The organism is Pseudomonas frederiksbergensis, assembly GCF_001874645.1.
Classification (GTDB): Bacteria; Pseudomonadota; Gammaproteobacteria; order Pseudomonadales; family Pseudomonadaceae; genus Aquipseudomonas; species Aquipseudomonas frederiksbergensis_B.
Genome location: NZ_CP017886.1, coordinates 783,288 through 801,935, shown reverse-complemented (window position 1 = coordinate 801,935; position 18,648 = coordinate 783,288). Strand labels below are relative to the sequence as shown.

16 protein-coding genes, 1 tRNA gene and 4 pseudogenes are annotated in these 18,648 nt (G+C 56.6%); 9 read left to right on the top strand and 12 right to left on the bottom strand.

What is annotated here, in order from left to right; all coding sequences use genetic code 11:
- Nucleotides 1-3 precede the first annotated feature (3 nt).
- The 7 genes from BLL42_RS04005 to BLL42_RS03975 all read left to right on the top strand — a co-directional run bounded on the left by BLL42_RS04005 (nt 4) and on the right by BLL42_RS03975 (nt 5,619).
- A complete protein-coding gene (locus BLL42_RS04005) occupies nt 4-981 on the top strand; it encodes an IS5 family transposase (RefSeq protein ID WP_071550144.1) in 978 nt (325 codons plus the stop codon).
- Nucleotides 982-1,426: 445 nt separating this feature from the next.
- Nucleotides 1,427-2,002: a TetR/AcrR family transcriptional regulator gene (locus BLL42_RS04000; protein ID WP_071550876.1), complete on the top strand. Its 576-nt coding sequence runs from the start codon at nt 1,427-1,429 to the stop codon at nt 2,000-2,002.
- Between the two features lie 397 nt (nt 2,003-2,399).
- Nucleotides 2,400-2,954, top strand: coding sequence for an OsmC family protein (locus BLL42_RS03995; protein WP_071550875.1), 555 nt, complete (start codon nt 2,400-2,402; stop codon nt 2,952-2,954).
- Between the two features lie 98 nt (nt 2,955-3,052).
- Nucleotides 3,053-3,826: an SDR family NAD(P)-dependent oxidoreductase gene (locus tag BLL42_RS03990; RefSeq protein WP_071550874.1), complete on the top strand. Its 774-nt coding sequence runs from the start codon at nt 3,053-3,055 to the stop codon at nt 3,824-3,826.
- 105 nt (nt 3,827-3,931) lie between these two features.
- Nucleotides 3,932-4,504: a TetR/AcrR family transcriptional regulator gene (locus BLL42_RS03985; protein WP_071550873.1), complete on the top strand. Its 573-nt coding sequence runs from the start codon at nt 3,932-3,934 to the stop codon at nt 4,502-4,504.
- A gap of 23 nt (nt 4,505-4,527) precedes the next feature.
- A complete protein-coding gene (locus tag BLL42_RS03980) occupies nt 4,528-5,226 on the top strand; it encodes a DsbA family oxidoreductase (RefSeq protein ID WP_071550872.1) in 699 nt (232 codons plus the stop codon).
- A gap of 63 nt (nt 5,227-5,289) precedes the next feature.
- On the top strand, nt 5,290-5,619 hold the full coding sequence (locus BLL42_RS03975; protein WP_071550871.1) for a thioredoxin family protein: 330 nt from the start codon (nt 5,290-5,292) through the stop codon (nt 5,617-5,619).
- Nucleotides 5,620-5,633: 14 nt separating this feature from the next.
- Here BLL42_RS03975 and BLL42_RS29500 read toward each other — a convergent pair.
- From BLL42_RS29500 to BLL42_RS03930, 8 genes and pseudogenes are all read right to left on the bottom strand, one after another.
- A pseudogene (locus BLL42_RS29500) lies at nt 5,634-5,918 on the bottom strand (glutathione-regulated potassium-efflux system protein KefC); the annotation flags it as partial.
- Between the two features lie 13 nt (nt 5,919-5,931).
- Nucleotides 5,932-6,334: pseudogene (locus BLL42_RS03965) on the bottom strand (NAD(P)H-dependent oxidoreductase); the annotation flags it as partial.
- Nucleotides 6,335-6,501: 167 nt separating this feature from the next.
- On the bottom strand, nt 6,502-6,720 hold the full coding sequence (locus BLL42_RS03960) for a tautomerase family protein (RefSeq protein ID WP_071550870.1): 219 nt from the start codon (nt 6,718-6,720) through the stop codon (nt 6,502-6,504).
- A gap of 48 nt (nt 6,721-6,768) precedes the next feature.
- On the bottom strand, nt 6,769-7,875 hold the full coding sequence (locus BLL42_RS03955) for an alkene reductase (RefSeq protein ID WP_071550869.1): 1,107 nt from the start codon (nt 7,873-7,875) through the stop codon (nt 6,769-6,771).
- Between the two features lie 44 nt (nt 7,876-7,919).
- Nucleotides 7,920-8,252 (bottom strand): carboxymuconolactone decarboxylase family protein, encoded by a 333-nt coding sequence (locus BLL42_RS03950; protein ID WP_014860758.1) that lies wholly within the window; start codon nt 8,250-8,252, stop codon nt 7,920-7,922.
- A gap of 219 nt (nt 8,253-8,471) precedes the next feature.
- A pseudogene (locus BLL42_RS03945) lies at nt 8,472-8,814 on the bottom strand (integrase domain-containing protein); the annotation flags it as partial.
- Between the two features lie 910 nt (nt 8,815-9,724).
- Nucleotides 9,725-11,046 (bottom strand): annotated as a pseudogene (locus BLL42_RS03935) (tyrosine-type recombinase/integrase).
- A gap of 162 nt (nt 11,047-11,208) precedes the next feature.
- Nucleotides 11,209-11,284: transfer RNA gene (locus tag BLL42_RS03930), tRNA-Asn, on the bottom strand.
- A 252-nt stretch (nt 11,285-11,536) separates the two neighbouring features.
- On the opposite strand from BLL42_RS03930, the gene BLL42_RS03925 reads away from it, so the two are divergent.
- Nucleotides 11,537-11,770: a hypothetical protein gene (locus BLL42_RS03925; protein ID WP_019692692.1), complete on the top strand. Its 234-nt coding sequence runs from the start codon at nt 11,537-11,539 to the stop codon at nt 11,768-11,770.
- 6 nt (nt 11,771-11,776) lie between these two features.
- Here BLL42_RS03925 and BLL42_RS03920 read toward each other — a convergent pair whose 3' ends face one another.
- Entirely contained in the window at nt 11,777-11,980 is a 204-nt protein-coding gene (locus BLL42_RS03920; RefSeq protein ID WP_071550868.1) for a hypothetical protein, read from the bottom strand.
- A 170-nt stretch (nt 11,981-12,150) separates the two neighbouring features.
- The gene (locus BLL42_RS03915; protein WP_071550867.1) at nt 12,151-13,347 is read right to left on the bottom strand and encodes an amino acid aminotransferase; all 1,197 of its coding nucleotides are present in this window, start codon (nt 13,345-13,347) and stop codon (nt 12,151-12,153) included.
- A 349-nt stretch (nt 13,348-13,696) separates the two neighbouring features.
- On the opposite strand from BLL42_RS03915, the gene uvrB reads away from it, so the two are divergent.
- Entirely contained in the window at nt 13,697-15,712 is a 2,016-nt protein-coding gene (gene uvrB, locus BLL42_RS03910) for an excinuclease ABC subunit UvrB (RefSeq protein WP_071550866.1), read from the top strand.
- Nucleotides 15,713-15,836: 124 nt separating this feature from the next.
- Here uvrB and BLL42_RS03905 read toward each other — a convergent pair whose 3' ends face one another.
- Nucleotides 15,837-17,387: an MDR family MFS transporter gene (locus BLL42_RS03905; protein ID WP_071550865.1), complete on the bottom strand. Its 1,551-nt coding sequence runs from the start codon at nt 17,385-17,387 to the stop codon at nt 15,837-15,839.
- Nucleotides 17,377-18,423 (bottom strand): HlyD family secretion protein, encoded by a 1,047-nt coding sequence (locus tag BLL42_RS03900; RefSeq protein ID WP_071550864.1) that lies wholly within the window; start codon nt 18,421-18,423, stop codon nt 17,377-17,379. Before BLL42_RS03900 ends, BLL42_RS03905 begins: the two co-directional genes overlap by 11 nt.
- Nucleotides 18,424-18,648 lie beyond the last annotated feature (225 nt).

Sequence of the window (18,648 nt, the reverse complement as noted above, 5' to 3'; positions counted from 1 at the left end):
CCGATGAAACAGATGTCCTTCGCCGATGCCGAGTACGCCGGCAAACGTAAGCAGACCCGCCGCGAGCGTTTCCTGATCGAGATGGATCAGGTCGTGCCCTGGAAGGGTCTGATTGCCTTGATCGAGCCGAATTATCCGAAAGGCGAAGGTGGTCGTCCGGCGTATCCATTGATGGCGATGTTGCGGGTTCATCTGATGCAGAACTGGTTCGGCTACAGCGATCCGGCGATGGAAGAAGCGCTGTACGAGACCACTATCCTGCGCCAGTTTTCGGGGCTGCATCTGGATCGGATTCCCGATGAAACCACGATCCTCAACTTCCGACGTCTGTTGGAAAAACATGAGTTGGCCGGCGGGATTTTGCAGGTCATCAACGGTTATCTGGGCGACCGTGGCCTGATGTTGCGCCAAGGTACGGTGGTCGATGCGACGATCATTCATGCGCCGAGTTCGACCAAGAATAAAGAGGGTAAACGCGACCCCGAAATGCATCAGACGAAGAAGGGGAACATGTATTTCTTCGGGATGAAAGCGCATATCGGCGTCGATGCCGAGTCGGGTTTGGTGCATAGCCTGGTGGGCACGGCGGCCAATGTGGCGGACGTGACGCAGGTCGATCAGTTGCTGCATGGCGAGGAATCATACGTGTCTGGCGATGCCGGTTACACCGGTGTGGACAAGCGTCCTGAGCATCAGAATCGCAAGATGATCTGGTCGATTGCCGCACGGCCCAGCAGCTATAAAAAACACGCGAAAAAGAGTTTGATCGGGCGCCTGCGGCGCAAAATCGAATATGCGAAAGCACAAGTCCGGGCGAAGGTTGAGCATCCATTCCGAGTGATCAAGCGTCAGTTTGGCTATACGAAAGTGCGCTTTCGCGGCCTGATGAAAAACACCGCGCAACAGGCCACGCTATTTGCCCTGTCGAACCTGTGGATGATGCGAAAACGGCTGCTGGTCGCGGGAGAGATGCGCCTGTAATGCGGGAAAAGCGCCTTGAAAAGGCGTCGCTCAAGGGTGAAACGATGAGTTAAGAATAGGAAAGGTCTGATTTCTGACCAGCCAGCGTTTTTTGAACCTCTACCAACGAGGGCATCAAAAATCGCTGACTACTTCAGACCTTCCTTAAGTACCTGTTTTACAATAAATTCATGCTGATTTCTAAAGTCTCTATCCCTACGATTATCCTAATCAGGCCAGTATTTTATGCGAGTTCTTTCAGTACCTCATGAGCGGGGCAGCGGCAACAGTAGAAAATTAATAATCTAACGTTGGGCCTATTTCACTGAGGAGAATGCAGCGCTGTGAAACGGCTGACTGCTTGTGGCCGATTCCAGTGGGTGGTTCATAGGTGCGCAACCTGAGCGCTGTCTTATGAAGAAGTACTAATTTATGATGCCGCATTGATAAATTTGGAAACGGCATCATGAGTACACGTTCCGACCTCCTGACCAGCGCTGAGATTCTGTTGCGTACCAAGGGCTACGCAGCCTTCAGCTATGCCGATCTGGCGGAAGACATCGGTATCAAGAAGGCGAGTATTCACCACCACTTTCCCACCAAAGAAAGTCTGGCGATCGCCATCGTTGAGAGTTATCTGTTCCGGTTCAAGAATCAGCTGGAATGCATCAATGATGAAAATACCGGCATTATCGATCGGCTCAATGCCTTCGCCCTGATGTTCGCGCAAAGCAGTAAAAACGCGATGCTTCCGCTCTGCGGCGCCCTGGCAGCGGAATTGCTGGCTTTGCCTGAAAGCCTAAAGGAATTGACGCGGGACTTTTTCGAAATCCATCTCAATTGGCTTCAGGCCAATATCGCACTGGGCCAGGCGGCAGGGGAACTCAAAGCTGAGCTGGACGGCGTGAAGGTTGCCAGGTTCATCTTGAATACGTTGGAAGGTGGCAGCTTTGTATCTTGGGCGCTGAGCGACAATTACGAACAGTCTTCTGGATTTGATTTCATTTTAGATGGGCTTCGGGTTACCGAAACGCATCACTGAGGTTCGATCAGCTTTTTTCTGCGTCATAAAACGACCGATTCTGCCCCTGCTGGCTCGGTCCGTTTTCCCGCCTCGTAAGTGGTTTCAGCCGCTTAGCTCACGCTCTCTGAATTCTTTTTGCGCGCACTCAATCTGACGAGCGTACGTCTAGTCTCGCATTTGGGTTGCGGATACCTACCCATGTCTACACTTTCGGTGTGTGACCAGAAGTACAAGATTAAGTAGAAATTACTGCATTGTTATCGGAGTTATCCCTATTCAGGAAAACTCTGTCGAAGCTGGTTTTTTTTGGCGATTGGTTATAAGAATAATAATCTATTGATCGACAACCTACCAGTTGGTAGGCTTGTTTCTCTTCCGGGCCAAACGCCCGGTCCATCCGAAGAGGAACGAACACATGAGCAACAACCTGAATGGTATCGATGTCGCCGCACTCCAGCAGTTTGCCCAAAGCGTTGCTGAGGATGCGACCAAGCGCCACGCGAGCTTCAACGTCAAGACTCAGTGGAAAGGCCAGACTCGCTCTGTGGCCAAAGTCAATCGCTACAGTCTGGCCGGTGAAACCTATCCGCGGGATTTCGAAATCGTCGCCGATGAGCCTAATGAATTGCTGGGCCAAAACACTGCGCCTAACCCTCAAGAGCTGCTGATGGCCGCTCTCAACGCCTGCATGTCGGTCGGTTATGCCGCCAACGCCGCAATGATGGGTATCAAGATTCACAGCCTGGAAATCGAAACGGACGGCACCCTCGACCTGCGAGGCTTCCTGGGCCTCGACGAGAGCGTCAACCCAGGTTACGACGAAGTGAGTGTGGTGATTCGACTGCACACCGACGCCTCCCGTGAGCGCGTTGAAGAGCTGCACAAAGTGGTGCTCAAAACCTCGGTCAACTACGCCAACTTCTCGAAAGCCATCCGCATGGTGCCAACCCTCGAAGTGCGTGAGGGCTGATTCGCTCGTTTCAAAGAGATTCAAACCTTGCGTGCACCAGCAGGCAGCCAGCCGCCTTGGTGCCGACCCTAATTAGTTCTGGATAACCGGAGTCTGCAATGAACGATTTTTTCAAAGGTAAAAAACTGCTAGTTGTCGGTGGCACCAGTGGCATGGGCCTGGAAACGGCCCGCATGGTGCTCAAGGCAGGCGGCAGCGTGGTGCTCACCGGCAGCAAGCAAGACAAGGCCGATGCGGTGCGTAACGAGCTGAGCCCGCTGGGCCCTGTGTCGGTGATCGTCGCCAACCTGATGACTGAAGAAGGCATGAATTTTGTTCGCAAGGAAATCAATGCCAACCATAGCGATATCAGCCTGATGGTGAACTCCGCCGGGATCTTTATTCCCAAGCCGTTCACCGAGCACGATGAGGCCGAGTACGACATGTACCTGTCTCTGAACCGTGCGACCTTCTTCATCACCCAGGCAGTGGTCAAGAACATGCTGGCTGCCAAGCGCGAAGGGGCAATTGTCAATGTTGGCTCCATCGGTGCGCAGGCCGCATTGGCAGGTTCACCGGCCTCTGCCTACTCCATGGCAAAGGCAGGTCTGCATGCGCTGACACGCAACCTAGCAATTGAATTGGCTCACTCGGGTATCCGGGTCAACGCCGTCTCACCAGGGATCGTTCACACCTCGATCTATGAAGGGTTCATGGACAAAGAGGCGATCCCGGAAGCGATGAAATCGCTGAACGATTTCCACCCCCTGGGACGAGTCGGCGTTCCCGAAGACGTCGCCAACACCATCCTGTTCCTGCTGTCGGACAAGACGTCCTGGGTGACCGGCGCAATCTGGGACGTGGATGCTGGAATTATGGCTGTTCGGGCCTGACCACAGTGGCGAGCGCGGCCTGATGAAAGCTCCCATCGCGGGAGCTTTCACGCCTTCACTCAGTACAAGTGAAAGTAGGCTGAATGCTGGCTGCAGGAGTCTTCAATGTCGATCACGACAAAAGCAGCGCTGTTGAGAGCTGCGGAAACCCAAATGCGCTCCAAGGGCTATTCCGCGTTCAGTTATGCCGATCTTGCGGCGCAGATCGGCATTAGAAAAGCCAGTATTCACCATCACTTCCCGACCAAGGAAAGCCTGGGCGCGGAGTTGATCAAGGACTACATCAAACGCTTCGATGCGACCCTCAGTTCGATCGAAGAAACGCATGTCGATCCGCTGCTGCGGCTTCGTGGTTTTGCCCGGCTTTTCATCATCAGCGCCAACGAGGGGCTGCTGCCCTTGTGTGGTGCCCTGGCGGCAGAAATGGCGGCACTGCCGCTGTCGCTGCAAGGGCTCACTCGGGCGTTCTTTGAAACCCAGCTCGATTGGCTTCAGGCCACCCTCAATGCAGGGGTCCGGCAGCGCAACTGGTCGCTGGACAAACCCGTTGAGACCTACGCGTTCATGCTGCTGAGCAGCCTGGAGGGCGCGAGCCTTATCGATTGGACATTGGGCCGATCAACCGACCCGTTGGCAGGCTTCGATCATTTGCTTGAAACGCTGGTAACGCGGTCTTGATTTCTTTGAGTACAGGACGAGTCATGCAAACTTCTTCGAAAAAATATGCAGTGGATACCTGGGCTGATTTTGTTTGCCCTTGGTGCTGGGTAGCCAAGCGTCGATTCGAGCAGGCGCTCGATAAATTTGCTGAAAAAGACAATGTACAAGTCAACGTCAAGGCCTATCGTCTGGCGGCGAATCAAGCGCCAGAGCCTATGATCGCTGCCCTTAAACGCAAGCTCGGCAATCCGGATTCCGCTGTCGCGATGATGAACACCGTCAGTAAATATGGTCGGGCCGATGGGCTTGATTACCGCTTTGACAGCATGCTGTTTGGCGATACCGCAGATGCCCATGTACTGGTCAAGGCGGTTGTGGACGAAGTCGTTAAAAAACGCTTGGTCGAGGCGCTGTATGAGCAAAGCACCTCCCATGGTCAGTCGCTGTTTGATCGCGGCAGCCTGGAGGCCATAGCCAAGGCCGTAGGTGTTTCGGACGCGTTAATCCAACGGGCGTGGTCATCCGTTGAATTGCGCGAAGAGATGGAGGAAGACGAACATATCGCCGCGCAACTAGGTTCGGGCGTGCCTTTGTTTGTATTCGATAATGCCTTCTCATTGTCCGGTGCTCAGCCTGAGGCTGCTTTTCTTGAAGCGCTGAACAAGATGCAGGAGAAGTCGAAAGTCGAAGATGACGCATTCAGCAGTCAAGTCTGCGGCATAGATGGCTGCAAAATTTGATCAGCAGAAGCGGTGCGGCACTGGGTTGTGCTGTCCTTCATCCATATTGAGAGCGAGATCCAAATGAGCCGTATCGTTGAGTTGAGTGCTCAGCAGTTCGCCCGCTTTGTGGCCAAAGGCAGCAGCGTCGTTCTGTTTTCAGCGTCCTGGTGCAAGCCTTGTCAGCAGATGAAGCCGGTCTTTCATGCTTTGGAAGAAAAGCTTCACTCCTTGGCGGCTTTTGCAAAGATTGATGTGGTGGTGTCTCCGGCGATCGCGCAAATGTACGGTATCCGGGTGGTGCCATCCTTGGCGGTGTTCCATGAGGGGCGGCTGCTGCGGGTCATACCCGGATCCCGTTCAGTTGGAACAGTGAAAAAAGCCATTCTTGCGGAGTTGGAAGAGGCGATTTAACCGAACCTCCTCCATCAGCGGTCAGGCTGATCAGCCTGGCGTTCTTTTTCATCCCTAGGGTGTGGATTTGCCCCGGACCAGTTATCGATGGGATGAGCGCGGTCTTCGTTGAAGATTTCCGTTAACAGCACGTTGGCCCGTTTGTAGGCGTCATACTTGAACTCGGTATCATCCACCGGCTGCGCGGCCATTTCTTCCAGCATCTCCAGGTTCAGGCGACGGAATCGATCCGCTCGTTCGCGGGCTTTGTAACGACCAATGCCCAGTTGCTCCAATGCCCTGCGGCCCAAGGACAATGCGAAAGCAGGGTCGAGGGGCAGCGTTGAAAGCACCGTGGACAGCCACAGGCGTCAGCCTGCGCATCTGGCAGTAGGCCGCGGTCGCATGCAGGGGTTGGGCAAGCACCGAAAACCCGGGGGTGGTCACCCATGTCGAACTGGTCGTGCTCGCCGCCGGTGGTCACGGCCCACAACAAGCTCTTACCTTTGAGTGCGGTGGCGCCTTTGCCATAGGCCCACCCTTGGGTGAAGGCTTTATCGATCCACAATTTCAGCAGCGGCGGGCAGCTGTACCAGTACAGCGGATGTTGCAGGACCAGAAGCTCTGCCTGTTCTAGGGATTGCTGCTCGGCTTGGACATCGATGTTGAAGTCCGGGTACAGGTCATAAAGGGAGCGTATGACCACATCCGGGTTATTGGAGGCTTGCCTGAGCATCACCTCGTTAACCTTGGATTTGTCGGGGTAAGGGTGAGCGTAATGATCAGAATCATTGGGAGCATTCCACGACAAATCGCGAGTTCATTCAGAACGAAAAAACTCTCTGGTCGTTGGGCATGAAGATGCCCACCGACCAGAGAGTCGCTTTTTGGGGATGGAACCCTTTATTTACCTACTTGCAGTTTCAATATGTCCTGCGCAGTCACGGGTTCGCCAGCGATTCCCCAATCTCCGCTTTTGACCTCTTCGAAGATGACCCAGGTGAGGGCGCGCATGTTTTCACCTTCCACAGACACCATGGCGTCCGTCACTTTCTGGATGACTTCGGCTTTCTGCTTGTCGGTAAAAACGCCTTCAATGCCTTTGATGGTAACGAGAGGCATGGTGTGCTCCTTAACGTCTGAAGTGGACAGTGATGAAACAGCGAATAATCAGGCTTTGGCTGCAACGTATTCCGGGTAGTCGGTGTAACCCTTGGCAATGCGATCGCTGACACCGTAGTAAGTCGCGCGATCACCCTCTGCCAGTGGCCAGCCGTTCTGCATGCGCTCCACCAAATCGGGGTTGGCGATGTAGGCCGTACCGAAGGCGATCAAGTCGAGTTCACCTTTAACCAGTTCCGACTCAGCGAGGGCTTGGTTAAACCCACCGGCGGCCATCAAGGTACCCTTGTAGGCTTCACGGAACGCGGCGCCGAACCCCGGCGGCGTTTCAGCGGCGACGATGGTCGGTTGGTAGTTCAGGTGGACGTAGGCCAGTTCGCGTTCATTAAGCGCTGCCGCCATGCTCATCCAGGTTTCTGCTTCACCTTCGTACACACCAAAGTCATACAGGCGGCCAAACGGCGAGAACCGTACGCCAATCTTCGAGCCGCCGATTTCGGCAGAAATCGCGTCAATGGTTTCCAGCAGAAAGCGCTGGCGATTGGCGATCGAGCCACCGTACTGGTCGGTACGGGTGTTCAAGGCGCTGCTGAGGAACTGATCGAACAGGAACCCGTTGGCAGCCATGATTTCGATACCGTCAAAACCGGCCTCCATCGCCATACGCGCAGACTTCACAAAGTCAGCGATGACACGTTTCACTTCTTCCGTTTCCAGCGCACGGGGCACGCTGGGTTGCACAGCGCCGGATTCGCCAGGCTCGATCCAGGCATACACCGTGGTATCGACCGCCGGCTGAGTACCCGAAGAAACCGGAACCATGCCATGCACCGAAATATGGGACATACGGCCAACGTGCCATAACTGCGCGAAGATCTTCCCGCCCTTGGCATGCACCGCGTCGGTGACCTGACGCCAGCCTGGCAAGTGTTCGTCGGCATAAATACCTGGGGTGTACAGGTAGCCACGGGCTTCGTCGGAAATCGGCAGGCCTTCGGTGATCAGCAGACCAGCAGAAGCACGCTGCGCGTAATACATCGCGGTGAACTCGTTAGGGATGTTGTCTAGGGTCCGGGTGCGGGTCATGGGGGCCATAACGACCCGGTTTTTTAGCGCAGTACCGGACAGATCGTAAGGGGTGAGCAGCTTATTCATGATTGGTCTCGAAGTCGTTAACAGGTTGAAAGTCAGCGTTTGATTTACGACTTATCGAAAGCGTCCAGCACATGTGTGCTGTACACCAACGCGGCACCGGCGTTCATGTTGATTGCCACGCCCAGTGCTTCGGCGACTTCTTCACTGGTGACGCCAAGTTTCTTGGCTTCGGCGGCGTGGAAGGCGATGCAACCGTCGCAGCGGGTGGTCACGGCCACGGCGAGCGAGATCAGTTCTCGGGTCTTCGCGTCCAGGTGATTGGTCTTGCCGCCGGCAGCGCCGAGCGCCGCCATGCCTTTCATTGTTTCCGGAGACAGGCCGTTTAGTTCTACCAAGCGAGTATTGATGTCTTTGCGGGTTTGCTTCCAATCTTGCATGGGATTCTCACAGGGATGGTGTTAATTACAGTTATCTAAAAACTTGCTAACAAACTACCATCCAGTTGGTAGGCGTACAATGTGTTCGTGCTGATTTTCACTATCAACGCAATCGAAGGTATTGATAATTTGGTCCCGAACAATAGGGGAATCGCTTCATGGGGATGACGATTACTGGGCTGTTGATTGTCAGCACCGCTTGCTGTCAGGCATCGTCGAGACGCTCACATACTGATCGCCGCGAAGCGCCGTCATGGTTCGATTCACACTGGACAACCGGTTTTGCGCGGTGGCGATGCCGATATCGCACTTATTCAACTTGCTGACGCAGATGTCCGGCGTAGTCCAACAAGGTCTGCCGATCAATTTGTCGCGCATCGTTAAACCCTGGTCCATCCTCCGAGCGACACCACCGAACAAACGCCTGCCAGCGATCACTGTGCGCCTGCACCGTGCCGTAATGCCCGCCGCCAAATAGATCGCGCAATGCCTGCGGCCCGGCATAACTCAGTTGCCGGCCATAGCCAAAATTGCGTCCATCTCGCCTGCCCACTGGTGCCATGATCGAACTCCTCTCGAAGCCAAACCTTTGAAACTTTCCCCACGTCATCCCGCCAAGGATGTTGAGTGTTATCAGGGATCAAGGCCCCTGCGACCTGTGAGGGGTGTCCACTAACGCGGGACTGGCGGCTCTTTACGACCGGGAGCTTGGGCATCTCATGATCTGGCCTCCTGAACACTTCCGAAGAAGTGGGCGGGTGGAGGCTGCGCTGGCTGACGAGACCAATGCCGCGAGATCCTGAGTCGGGTGAAGGCAGCGAGGCAATGACCGGGGCATACCTGACTGTCAGTCAGGTGCAGTCCATTCCGTGGGCTGCGGCACCATCATCTGCATCGCTGTTGCTGGTGACTTCGGTGTTTGTCACGCCGATTGTCACGAGGGGAAATGCCGCAAAGCCTTGTACGAGGTGGGCTGCAGCAGTGGTAGGAGCGCCCGTCTCTTTCCGGGAGAAAGAGACGGGCGCAGGTTGGCGCAATGAAATGGCCACGCGGATAGGTTGCTGCAGGGCAGTTGGGTAGGGGGATGTATTTGCCGCAATGGCAATGATCTGAAGTGGGCATCCATCACTCGGTGAGTGACCGTGCGAGCCACCGGACGCTAATCGCACTTTGGGAGAACCACCACGGCGTGGCGTAGCCTTAAAGGTTCTGGCTACCTGGGTTGCTGTCAACGACAGCGCTTTGCCCGACCTTTTCTACGCCTGTGGAGAATTCGGGTCAAGGCTCGAATTTTCGGGAGTTCTGCGGCTGTAGATGAACTTATCCACTAATGGAAATCAGTGGTTTTCCACAGACAATTGCGTGGGCTCTAGATTTTTTAAGTGAGGTCCGTCCAAGCAGGGCGGCTTTGCAGCCCTGTTTGGATGGACCCGCGTGGACAAGCGGATCACTGAGATATGAGGACCGAGCGCTTACTCAGTTGCGCCACGTTTTGCTTTTAGTCGAGAGACATTCGCACCGGTCTGATTGGCGAATTCGCGTGGGCTGACATGCTCCTGCTGATTGGCCTCAAGGTAGCGACTCCACCAGTTCATGATCAGCCTGCGCTCCTCGATGAATTCGGCCTTGTGGATGTAAGCGGCGCGGACGTTGTTGCGTTCCTTGTGGCTCATCTGCCGCTCGATGGCTGTGTCCGTCCACAAACCCGACTCGATCAGTGCGCTGCAGGCCATCGAACGAAAGCCATGGCCGCAGATCTCGGTTTTGGTGTCGTACCCCATTTTCCGAAGCGCGCTGTTCACGGTGTTTTCGGACATTGGTTTCCAAGACTTGGTATCGCCTGCGAACACCAAGTCAAATTTGCCTGTGATTGCTTGGATCTGCTCGAGCAAAGCGACCGCTTGCGGCGATAAGGGTACAAGATGGATATCGCCTGCCATCTTCGTACCCCTTGTGGAAAAGGGTACGCCTTCCAACGCTGGTCGCGTGTCGGGTATTTCCCAGACGCCACGTTTGAGGTCGAACTCGCTCCAGCGGGCGAAGCGCAGCTCGCTGGAGCGTACAAACACGTGCAGCGACAGCAAGACCGTCAGCCGGGTAAGTGCGCGGCCTTTATAGGTGTCGATCCGTTCCTGCAATTCAGGCAAGCGCGATAAGGATAAGGCGGGGCGGTGGACGACCCGCGAGGCTTTGATCGAGCCTACGAGGTCGTAAGCAGGGTTTACGGTGATAAGCCGGAGGCGCTTTGCCTCGCGCATGATGCTCTGCAGGTAGTTTTGTACCCTTAAAGCAATCTCTATCGTTCCGCGCTTCTTAATCGCGTCCAGGGGCCGCATAAGGTCGTGGGTATCAAGGTCGACAATGGCGCGGGCGCCGATCAGTGGGAAGAGGTGAGTTTTGAGGCGACTCATCACTGTCTTGGAATAGTCCGGTGCCCACTTGGCTGACATTTCCGTGTGCCAGCCGAGGGCAACGCTTTCAAAGGTGCGGCCTTTGATCAGAGCGTCCGTCTTGGCTTGGTTCTTGGCTCCTATAGGGTCAATGCCATCCGCCAGCATTCGCTTGACCTCCAAGCGCTTGCGGCGCGCATCCGCGAGGCCAACGATGGGGTAGTTGCCGAATGAGGTCAGTCCTTCCCGGCCATCAGGTTTGACGTATCTGAGACGCCAGCCTTTGCGGCCATTGGGTTGGACTAGAAGGTAAAGGCCGTCGCCGTCAAAAAGCTTGTAGGTGCATCTGTGGGCTTGGCCGAACGGCAAGCGGCGTCGGAGAGTGGAGCAGTAGTGCGCGACATAAGGGTACTCCCTTTTATCGAACTGACCTTTATCCCAAACTCTACCCTTAAAATGGCTGGTACCCACCGGAATCCGACAGAACGCCAAAACGAAAAAACCCGCCAGAAGGCGGGTTTTTCGGGGGTTTCAGAGATTTTGAAAGCCTTCTCTGGAACCTTGTCTGGCTCCACGACCTGGACTCGAACCAGGGACCCAGTGATTAACAGTCACTTGCTCTACCAACTGAGCTATCGCGGAATGCGCTGTATGTTACTGATTAAAAAGAACAAGTCAAGCCTGGATTGTTTGAATGATACATTTTCAGTCGAGTGGTGGTGATTCCGGGGCGAGAAGGGGGCTGTCAGCCATTGGCGGTTACCAGAATCGTGGCAGAGGTCTACCATGGCGTCCCGGAAGTGGTTTCACGCGCTACCGGCCCTCAGCCGAAAAGGTACGCGTCATGACTCACCCACCACTGTTCACTTCGTCAATGCTGCGCGAGGTGTTCGTATGAGCATAGCTCAGATCAGCCTGCCCAAAGGCGTTGGGCCGCATGCCGAGAAACTCTTCGACGCGATCACTCAGGCGAGCACCGCTGACGAGCTGAATCGTGCTGGCGGCAAGGCCGAAGGGTTTGTGCTGGGGCTGGAAAGCACCAAAGCGATCAAAAGTCAGGTTGCCGAATCGCTGTATGTGGCTTATGACGACGCCGCCAGTCAGCGGTCGACTGAGCTGGCGGGCTGATCGACCTTAGCCGCCGAAGGTGAAGGTGCCGAGCAAGAACTTGGCATACAGCGACGTGGCGGCCAGTTGCACCAGCCACAGGGCCAGGCCGCCGAGAAACACGCCCAAGGCAACCTGCCACACCAGTCCGCTGCTGCGTTTGGTCTGGTTGCGTGGTACGAAGTGGTCCAGGTCTTCATCGCGGTCAGCGCGTAAATCATCGTTCTTCATAAGATCTCTCAATTGGGAAGGGGGCGCCGTAGGAGCTGCCGCAGGCTGCGATCTTTGAGCAGCCACATCGATTGACAGTTTAGAGCGCAAGTCGTGTAAGCCGGAAACTATCTGGCCACCAACGAAAAGGGGAAGCCAAACGGCTTCCCCTTTTCTGTTGCGCGTGTGGCTTAGATCACCTGAGCGATGGCCTTGGTCACCACGTCGATGTTGCTCTGGTTAAGCGTGGCCACGCAGATGCGGCCGGTGTCGAGGGCGTAAATGCCGAACTCGTTGCGCAGACGGGTGACTTGCTCAACCGTCAGGCCGGAGTACGAGAACATGCCGCATTGACGACCGACGAAGCTGAAGTCGTGGTCAGGCGCGTGTTTCGCCAGCAGATCGACCATCTGCGTGCGCATGCCGCGAATGCGCAGACGCATTTCGGCCAGTTCCTGTTCCCACTGGGCGCGCAGCTCAGGGCTGTTCAGCACGGCGGCAACGATGGCTGCACCGTGGGTCGGCGGGTTGGAGTAGTTGGTGCGGATCACGCGTTTGACTTGCGACAGCACGCGAGCGCTTTCTTCTTTCGATTCGCTGACGATCGACAGCGCGCCAACACGTTCGCCGTACAGCGAGAACGATTTGGAGAACGAACTGGAAACGAAGAAGTTAAGACCCGACTCGGCGAACAGGCGCACAGCGGCGGCGTCTTCGTCGATGCCATCGCCAAAGCCCTGATAGGCCATGTCGAGGAAGGGTACGTGGTTTTTCGCCTTGATCACGTCCAGCACGTTGTTCCAGTCGGCCGGGCTCAGGTCGACACCGGTCGGGTTGTGGCAGCACGCGTGCAGAACGACGATCGAACCAGCCGGCAGGGCGTTCAGGTCTTCCAGCAGGCCGGCGCGATTCACGTCGTGAGTCGCCGCATCGTAGTAGCGATAGTTCTGAACCGGGAAGCCGGCGGTTTCGAACAGAGCGCGGTGGTTTTCCCAGCTTGGGTCGCTGATGGCCACTACGGCGTTCGGCAGCAGTTGCTTGAGGAAGTCAGCGCCGATTTTCAGCGCGCCGGTACCGCCGACGGACTGAGCGGTGACAACCCGGCCAGCGGCGAGCAGAGGCGAGTCTTTACCAAACAGCAGCTTTTGCACGGCTTGGTCGTAGGCCGCGATGCCGTCGATCGGCAGGTAGCCACGGGAAGCGTGTTGAGCAGCGCGAATCGTCTCGGCTTCGACAACGGCTCGCAGGAGTGGAATTCGCCCCTCCTCGTTGCAATAAACACCGACTCCCAGGTTGACCTTGTTGGTACGGGTATCAGCGTTGAATGCTTCGTTGAGGCCCAGGATTGGATCGCGTGGTGCCATTTCGACAGCGGAGAAGAGGCTCATTATTGCGGCGGCTCTGAATGGAATGTGGAGGGACATGTGGCGCTCCAGCCGAATGCACTAGAGCGGTGCACAAACGGGGAGCTAGTATAGAGGCCAACACTGGGCGCGGCGACAGGCGTTTCCGCTTTTTGGGCAGGTTTTTTCGGATTATTTTTCGGCCGTTCGCCTTATTGTCACGTCAATGGCTGAGGGGTATGTAGGACGATTGCCTTGAAACTAGAGGTATTCGGCACCACATCAACGGTTATCATGATTTTTCCCTGCGACATTCGTCGTGAGCGGTCTTCACCGTTCTGGCGCGCTTGCTCGCGCCGAAGTGAGCCTCTCCCTGGAAACCAATAGGTACGATATGTCTGAATTCCAGCTAGTCACCCGTTTCGAGCCCGCCGGCGATCAGCCGGAAGCCATCCGTTTGATGGTCGAGGGCATCGAGGCCGGGCTGGCGCACCAGACGTTGCTCGGTGTGACCGGTTCGGGCAAGACCTTCAGCATCGCCAACGTGATCGCCCAGGTACAGCGGCCGACGCTGGTGCTGGCGCCGAACAAGACGCTGGCCGCGCAACTGTACGGCGAGTTCAAGGCGTTCTTCCCGAACAACGCGGTGGAGTACTTCGTTTCCTACTACGACTACTACCAGCCCGAAGCCTACGTGCCGTCCTCCGACACCTTCATCGAGAAAGATGCCTCGATCAACGACCATATCGAGCAGATGCGTCTGTCGGCAACCAAAGCGTTGCTGGAGCGCAAGGACGCGATCATCGTCACCACGGTGTCGTGCATTTACGGTTTGGGCAGCCCGGAAACCTATCTCAAAATGGTGCTGCACGTCGATCGGGGCGACAAGCTCGATCAGCGCGCCTTGCTGCGCCGGTTGGCCGACCTGCAATACACCCGCAATGACATGGATTTTGCCCGAGCGACCTTCCGCGTGCGCGGCGATGTGATTGATATCCACCCGGCGGAATCCGATTTTGAAGCGATCCGTATTGAACTCTTCGATGATGAAGTGGAGAAAATTTCTGCTTTCGATCCGTTGACCGGCGAAGTGATTCGCCAGCTGCCGCGTTTCACCTTCTATCCGAAGAGCCACTATGTAACGCCGCGAGAAACCCTGCTGGGGGCCATCGAAGGGATCAAGGTTGAGCTACAGGAGCGTCTGGAATACCTGCGCTCCAACAATAAACTGGTGGAAGCTCAAAGGCTGGAGCAGCGCACCCGTTTTGACCTCGAGATGATACTGGAGCTGGGTTACTGCAACGGTATTGAAAACTACTCGCGCTACTTGTCGGGCCGTGAGTCCGGTGAGCCGCCGCCCACCTTGTTTGACTATCTGCCAGCCGATGCCTTGCTGGTGATCGACGAGTCTCACGTCAGCGTACCGCAGGTCGGTGCGATGTATAAGGGCGACCGCTCACGCAAAGAGACGCTGGTCGAATACGGTTTCCGGCTGCCGTCGGCACTGGACAACCGGCCGATGCGTTTTGATGAATGGGAAAGCATCAGTCCGCAGACGATTTTCGTCTCGGCGACCCCGGGCAATTACGAAGCGGAACACGCCGGTCGAGTGATCGAACAGTTGGTGCGGCCGACCGGTCTGGTCGACCCGCAAATTGAAATCCGTCCGGCGCTGACTCAGGTCGACGACTTGCTCTCGGAAATCACCAAGCGGGTGGCGCTGGAGGAGCGGGTGCTGGTGACCACGCTGACCAAGCGCATGTCCGAAGACTTGACCGACTACCTCGCCGACCACGGTGTGCGGGTACGTTATCTGCACTCGGACATTGATACCGTGGAGCGGGTCGAGATCATCCGCGATTTGCGTCTGGGCACCTTCGATGTGCTGGTGGGGATCAACCTGCTGCGTGAAGGTCTGGACATGCCGGAAGTGTCACTGGTGGCGATTCTCGATGCGGACAAGGAGGGTTTCCTGCGTTCCGAGCGTTCACTGATCCAGACCATCGGCCGCGCGGCGCGGAACCTCAATGGCCGGGCGATTCTGTATGCCGACCGGATCACCGGGTCGATGGAGCGGGCGATTGGCGAGACCGAGCGTCGTCGCGACAAACAAATCGCCTTCAACCTGGCGAATGGCATTACCCCCAAAGGCGTGTTCAAGGACGTTGCCGACATCATGGAAGGCGCCGTCGTGCCGGGCTCGCGCAGCAAGAAGCGCAAGGGCATGGCCAAGGCTGCCGAGGAAAGCGCCAGGTACGAAAACGAATGGCGTTCGCCGAGCGAAATCGCCAAGCGCATTCGTCAGCTGGAAGAGAAGATGTACCAGCTCGCCCGCGACCTGGAGTTCGAAGCCGCTGCGCAGACACGCGACGAAATCGCCAAGATGCGCGAGCGGTTGTTGACCGTCTGATGCATTCGATAGGGTCAGCGTAGGAGCTGCCGAAGGCTGCGATCTTTTGATCTTGGCGTCCATCCGGGCGGCCACATTATCCATTGAAAAGATCGCAGCCTGCGGCAGCTCCTACGGGGTGAGGCTAGTGTGCCTCGCCGGCTTTCAATCCCGCCGGCAACGCCTTGGTCAGCAAGATCGCCAGCATGCTCACCCCCAGCGCAATCCCGACAAAGTGAAACGCATCGTTGTAGGCCATGATCGAGGCCTGCTGATGGGCAATCTCACTGAGCTTGCCCAGCGCCGCCGTCTCACTGCCAAATCGATCGGTCATGCTCGCCATGCGCTCAGCCACCTGCGGGTTGGTCGGCACGATCGACTCCCGTAAATAATCAAAGTAGGTCTTGGTCCGCGCATCCAGTAGGGTCGCGAGCAGGGCGATGCCAATCGCGCCGCCAAGGTTACGCAGGATGTTGAACAGGCTCGACGCCGACCCGGCGTCCTGCGGCAGGATGTAGGCGGTGGCGATCAGCGAGATGGTCACCATGATCAGCGGCTGGCCCAGCGCCCGGATGAGCTGGATCTGATTGAACTGCGGTCCGGCAAAGTCCGGGTTGAGTGCGCCTGAAGAAAAGCTCGCGAAACCAAACAATCCAAAACCGAGGGTGCAGAGTAACTTCGGTGAAATGAACTTCATCAGTTTCGGCACCAGCGGAATCAGGAACAACTGCGGCACGCCCATCCACATGATCACTTCGCCGATCTGCAAGGCGTTGTAGTTCTGGATTTGCGCCAGGTACAGCGGCAGCAGATAAATCGAGCCGTACAGCCCCACGCCCATGCCCAGGCTGGAAATGCTCGATAAGCCAAAGTTGCGGTTGCGCAAGATGCCCAGATTGATCAGCGGATTGGGCTTGGACACCTGCACGATCACAAAGGTGATCAGGCTCAACAGGGCGATGCAGCCCAGCGTCACGATCAGGTTTGACTCCAGCCAGTCCTTGCGATGGCCTTCCTCAAGAAACACCTGCAAGCTACCGAGGCCGACCGCCAGCGTGAGGATGCCCATGTAGTCGGTGCTTTTCAGCAACTCCCAGTGCGACTCTTTCTTCTCCAGGCCATAAAGCAGGCCGGCGATCATGATCAGTCCGGGCGGTACGTTGATGTAGAAAATGTACTTCCAGCCCCAGTTCTCCGTCAGCCAGCCACCAATGGTCGGGCCGATGGAGGGGGCGAAGGTCGCGGTCATGGCGAACATTGCCATGCCTTTGGCGCGATGGTGTTCGGGAAGTTTGATCAGCGTCAGGGTGAACGCCAGCGGGATCAGCGCGCCGCCGGTGAAACCCTGCAAGGCGCGGAAGACGATCATGCTCTCCAGGCTCCAGGCCATCGAGCAGAGCAGTGACGCGCCAAGAAAGCCCAACGAAACCCACACGGCCAGCCGTCGTGCCGAGAGCAACTGCACCAGCCACGCAGTGAGCGGGATCATGATGATTTCCGCCACCAGGTACGAGGTGGAAATCCACGAGCCTTCTTCCAGAGTCGCTGACAGCGCGCCCTGAATGTCTTTGAGCGAAGCGTTGGTGATCTGGATGTCGAGCACTGCCATGAAGGCGCCGAGCATCACGCTCATCACCGCAATCCAGTCCCGCCGGGTCGGTTCGCCGACCGGGCGGATCAGTTGATCACCGGCCATCGACCGGGTCTTTGATGTTGACTTTGACGGTGACCGACATGCCTGGGCGGATCTTGCTGTGCAGCGGATTGTCGGCGGCAAAGGTCAGTTTCACCGGAATCCGTTGGACGACTTTGGTGAAGTTGCCGGTGGCATTGTCGGGTGGCAGCAGGCTGAACTGCGCGCCCGAGGCGGCGAACAGGCTGTCGACCCGGGCTTCGATCGGTGTGTCACTGTAGGCATCGAAGGTCAGTTCGGCTTTCTGGCCTGGCTGCATGTGGCCAATCTGGGTTTCCTTGAAATTGGCCTGAATCCAGATGTCCTGGTCCGGGACGATCGACAGCAGGTAAGCGCCGGCTTGTACGTATTGACCATTGCGGGCTGCACGTTGGCCGATCAGGCCACTGATCGGTGCGTGGATTTCGCTGCGGGTCAGGTTCAGTTGGGCCTGCGCCAGATCGGTTTTGGCATTGGCGATCTGGGCGTCCAGGCGCTTGATCTCGGCCGTCAAGGCGTTGACCTGCTGGCGCTGGCCTTGGGCATCAGCCTGGGCCTTGGCGACTTGCGAGCGGGCGATATGGTTGTCGGCGGAGAGGGTGGTCACCCGTTCTTCCGAGACGTAACCCGGCTTGCGCAGGGTTTGTGCGCGGGACAAATCGACTTGCGAGCGGCCGAGGGTGGCCTGACTCGAGGCGACCTGGGCTTCGCTGGCGGCAATCAGGCTGGCTTGTTGTGTCAGTTTGCTCTGGGCTTGCAGGCGCTCGGCCTCGCGAGTGGCGAGGGCGGCGTTAGCGCGGTCGACGGCGAGATGAAAGTCATCGCTTTCGAGTTTGATCAGCAGCTGGCCTTTTTCGACATGTTGGTTGTCTTGTACCAGCACTTCCTCAATGCGCGCGCCCAACTGGCTGGAGACGCGGGTAATTTCACCCTGGACATAAGCGTTATCGGTGCTTTCGTAAAAGCGTCCCTTGAAGAACCATTGAGCAAAGAAGCCCCCGGCAATCAGCAGGACGATAAACAGAAAAGTAAACAGGCGACGCTTGAGTTGGGCAGGCATGGGCAGACTGTAGTCGAGAGAGTGTAAGGAGATTTATCAATGCTTGAATCTGTCATATAGCCGACAAGCGGTAAATGCCACTTATTGATAATCAGCCATTGAGCGGTGCCAGAGCCTTTTGTAGCCCCAACGTTGGCTTAAATGCCCTGCTCACTGGAGCCGGGCGGGCAACGCCTGTTACCATTCGTCCTTTGTTTCATCTCCGCTTTTTATATTCTTTCGAGA

Excerpts from the sequence above, each read along its gene's own strand:
- BLL42_RS04005 (WP_071550144.1), top strand. The coding sequence starts at position 4 with ATGAAACAGATGTCCTTCGCCGATGCCGAGTACGCCGGCAAACGTAAG.
- BLL42_RS04000 (WP_071550876.1), top strand. The coding sequence starts at position 1,427 with ATGAGTACACGTTCCGACCTCCTGACCAGCGCTGAGATTCTGTTGCGT.
- BLL42_RS03995 (WP_071550875.1), top strand. The coding sequence starts at position 2,400 with ATGAGCAACAACCTGAATGGTATCGATGTCGCCGCACTCCAGCAGTTT.
- BLL42_RS03990 (WP_071550874.1), top strand. The coding sequence starts at position 3,053 with ATGAACGATTTTTTCAAAGGTAAAAAACTGCTAGTTGTCGGTGGCACC.
- BLL42_RS03985 (WP_071550873.1), top strand. The coding sequence starts at position 3,932 with ATGTCGATCACGACAAAAGCAGCGCTGTTGAGAGCTGCGGAAACCCAA.
- BLL42_RS03980 (WP_071550872.1), top strand. The coding sequence starts at position 4,528 with ATGCAAACTTCTTCGAAAAAATATGCAGTGGATACCTGGGCTGATTTT.
- BLL42_RS03975 (WP_071550871.1), top strand. The coding sequence starts at position 5,290 with ATGAGCCGTATCGTTGAGTTGAGTGCTCAGCAGTTCGCCCGCTTTGTG.
- BLL42_RS03960 (WP_071550870.1), bottom strand. The coding sequence starts at position 6,720 with ATGCCTCTCGTTACCATCAAAGGCATTGAAGGCGTTTTTACCGACAAG.
- BLL42_RS03955 (WP_071550869.1), bottom strand. The coding sequence starts at position 7,875 with ATGAATAAGCTGCTCACCCCTTACGATCTGTCCGGTACTGCGCTAAAA.
- BLL42_RS03950 (WP_014860758.1), bottom strand. The coding sequence starts at position 8,252 with ATGCAAGATTGGAAGCAAACCCGCAAAGACATCAATACTCGCTTGGTA.
- BLL42_RS03925 (WP_019692692.1), top strand. The coding sequence starts at position 11,537 with ATGAGCATAGCTCAGATCAGCCTGCCCAAAGGCGTTGGGCCGCATGCC.
- BLL42_RS03920 (WP_071550868.1), bottom strand. The coding sequence starts at position 11,980 with ATGAAGAACGATGATTTACGCGCTGACCGCGATGAAGACCTGGACCAC.
- BLL42_RS03915 (WP_071550867.1), bottom strand. The coding sequence starts at position 13,347 with ATGAGCCTCTTCTCCGCTGTCGAAATGGCACCACGCGATCCAATCCTG.
- uvrB (WP_071550866.1), top strand. The coding sequence starts at position 13,697 with ATGTCTGAATTCCAGCTAGTCACCCGTTTCGAGCCCGCCGGCGATCAG.
- BLL42_RS03905 (WP_071550865.1), bottom strand. The coding sequence starts at position 17,387 with ATGGCCGGTGATCAACTGATCCGCCCGGTCGGCGAACCGACCCGGCGG.
- BLL42_RS03900 (WP_071550864.1), bottom strand. The coding sequence starts at position 18,423 with ATGCCTGCCCAACTCAAGCGTCGCCTGTTTACTTTTCTGTTTATCGTC.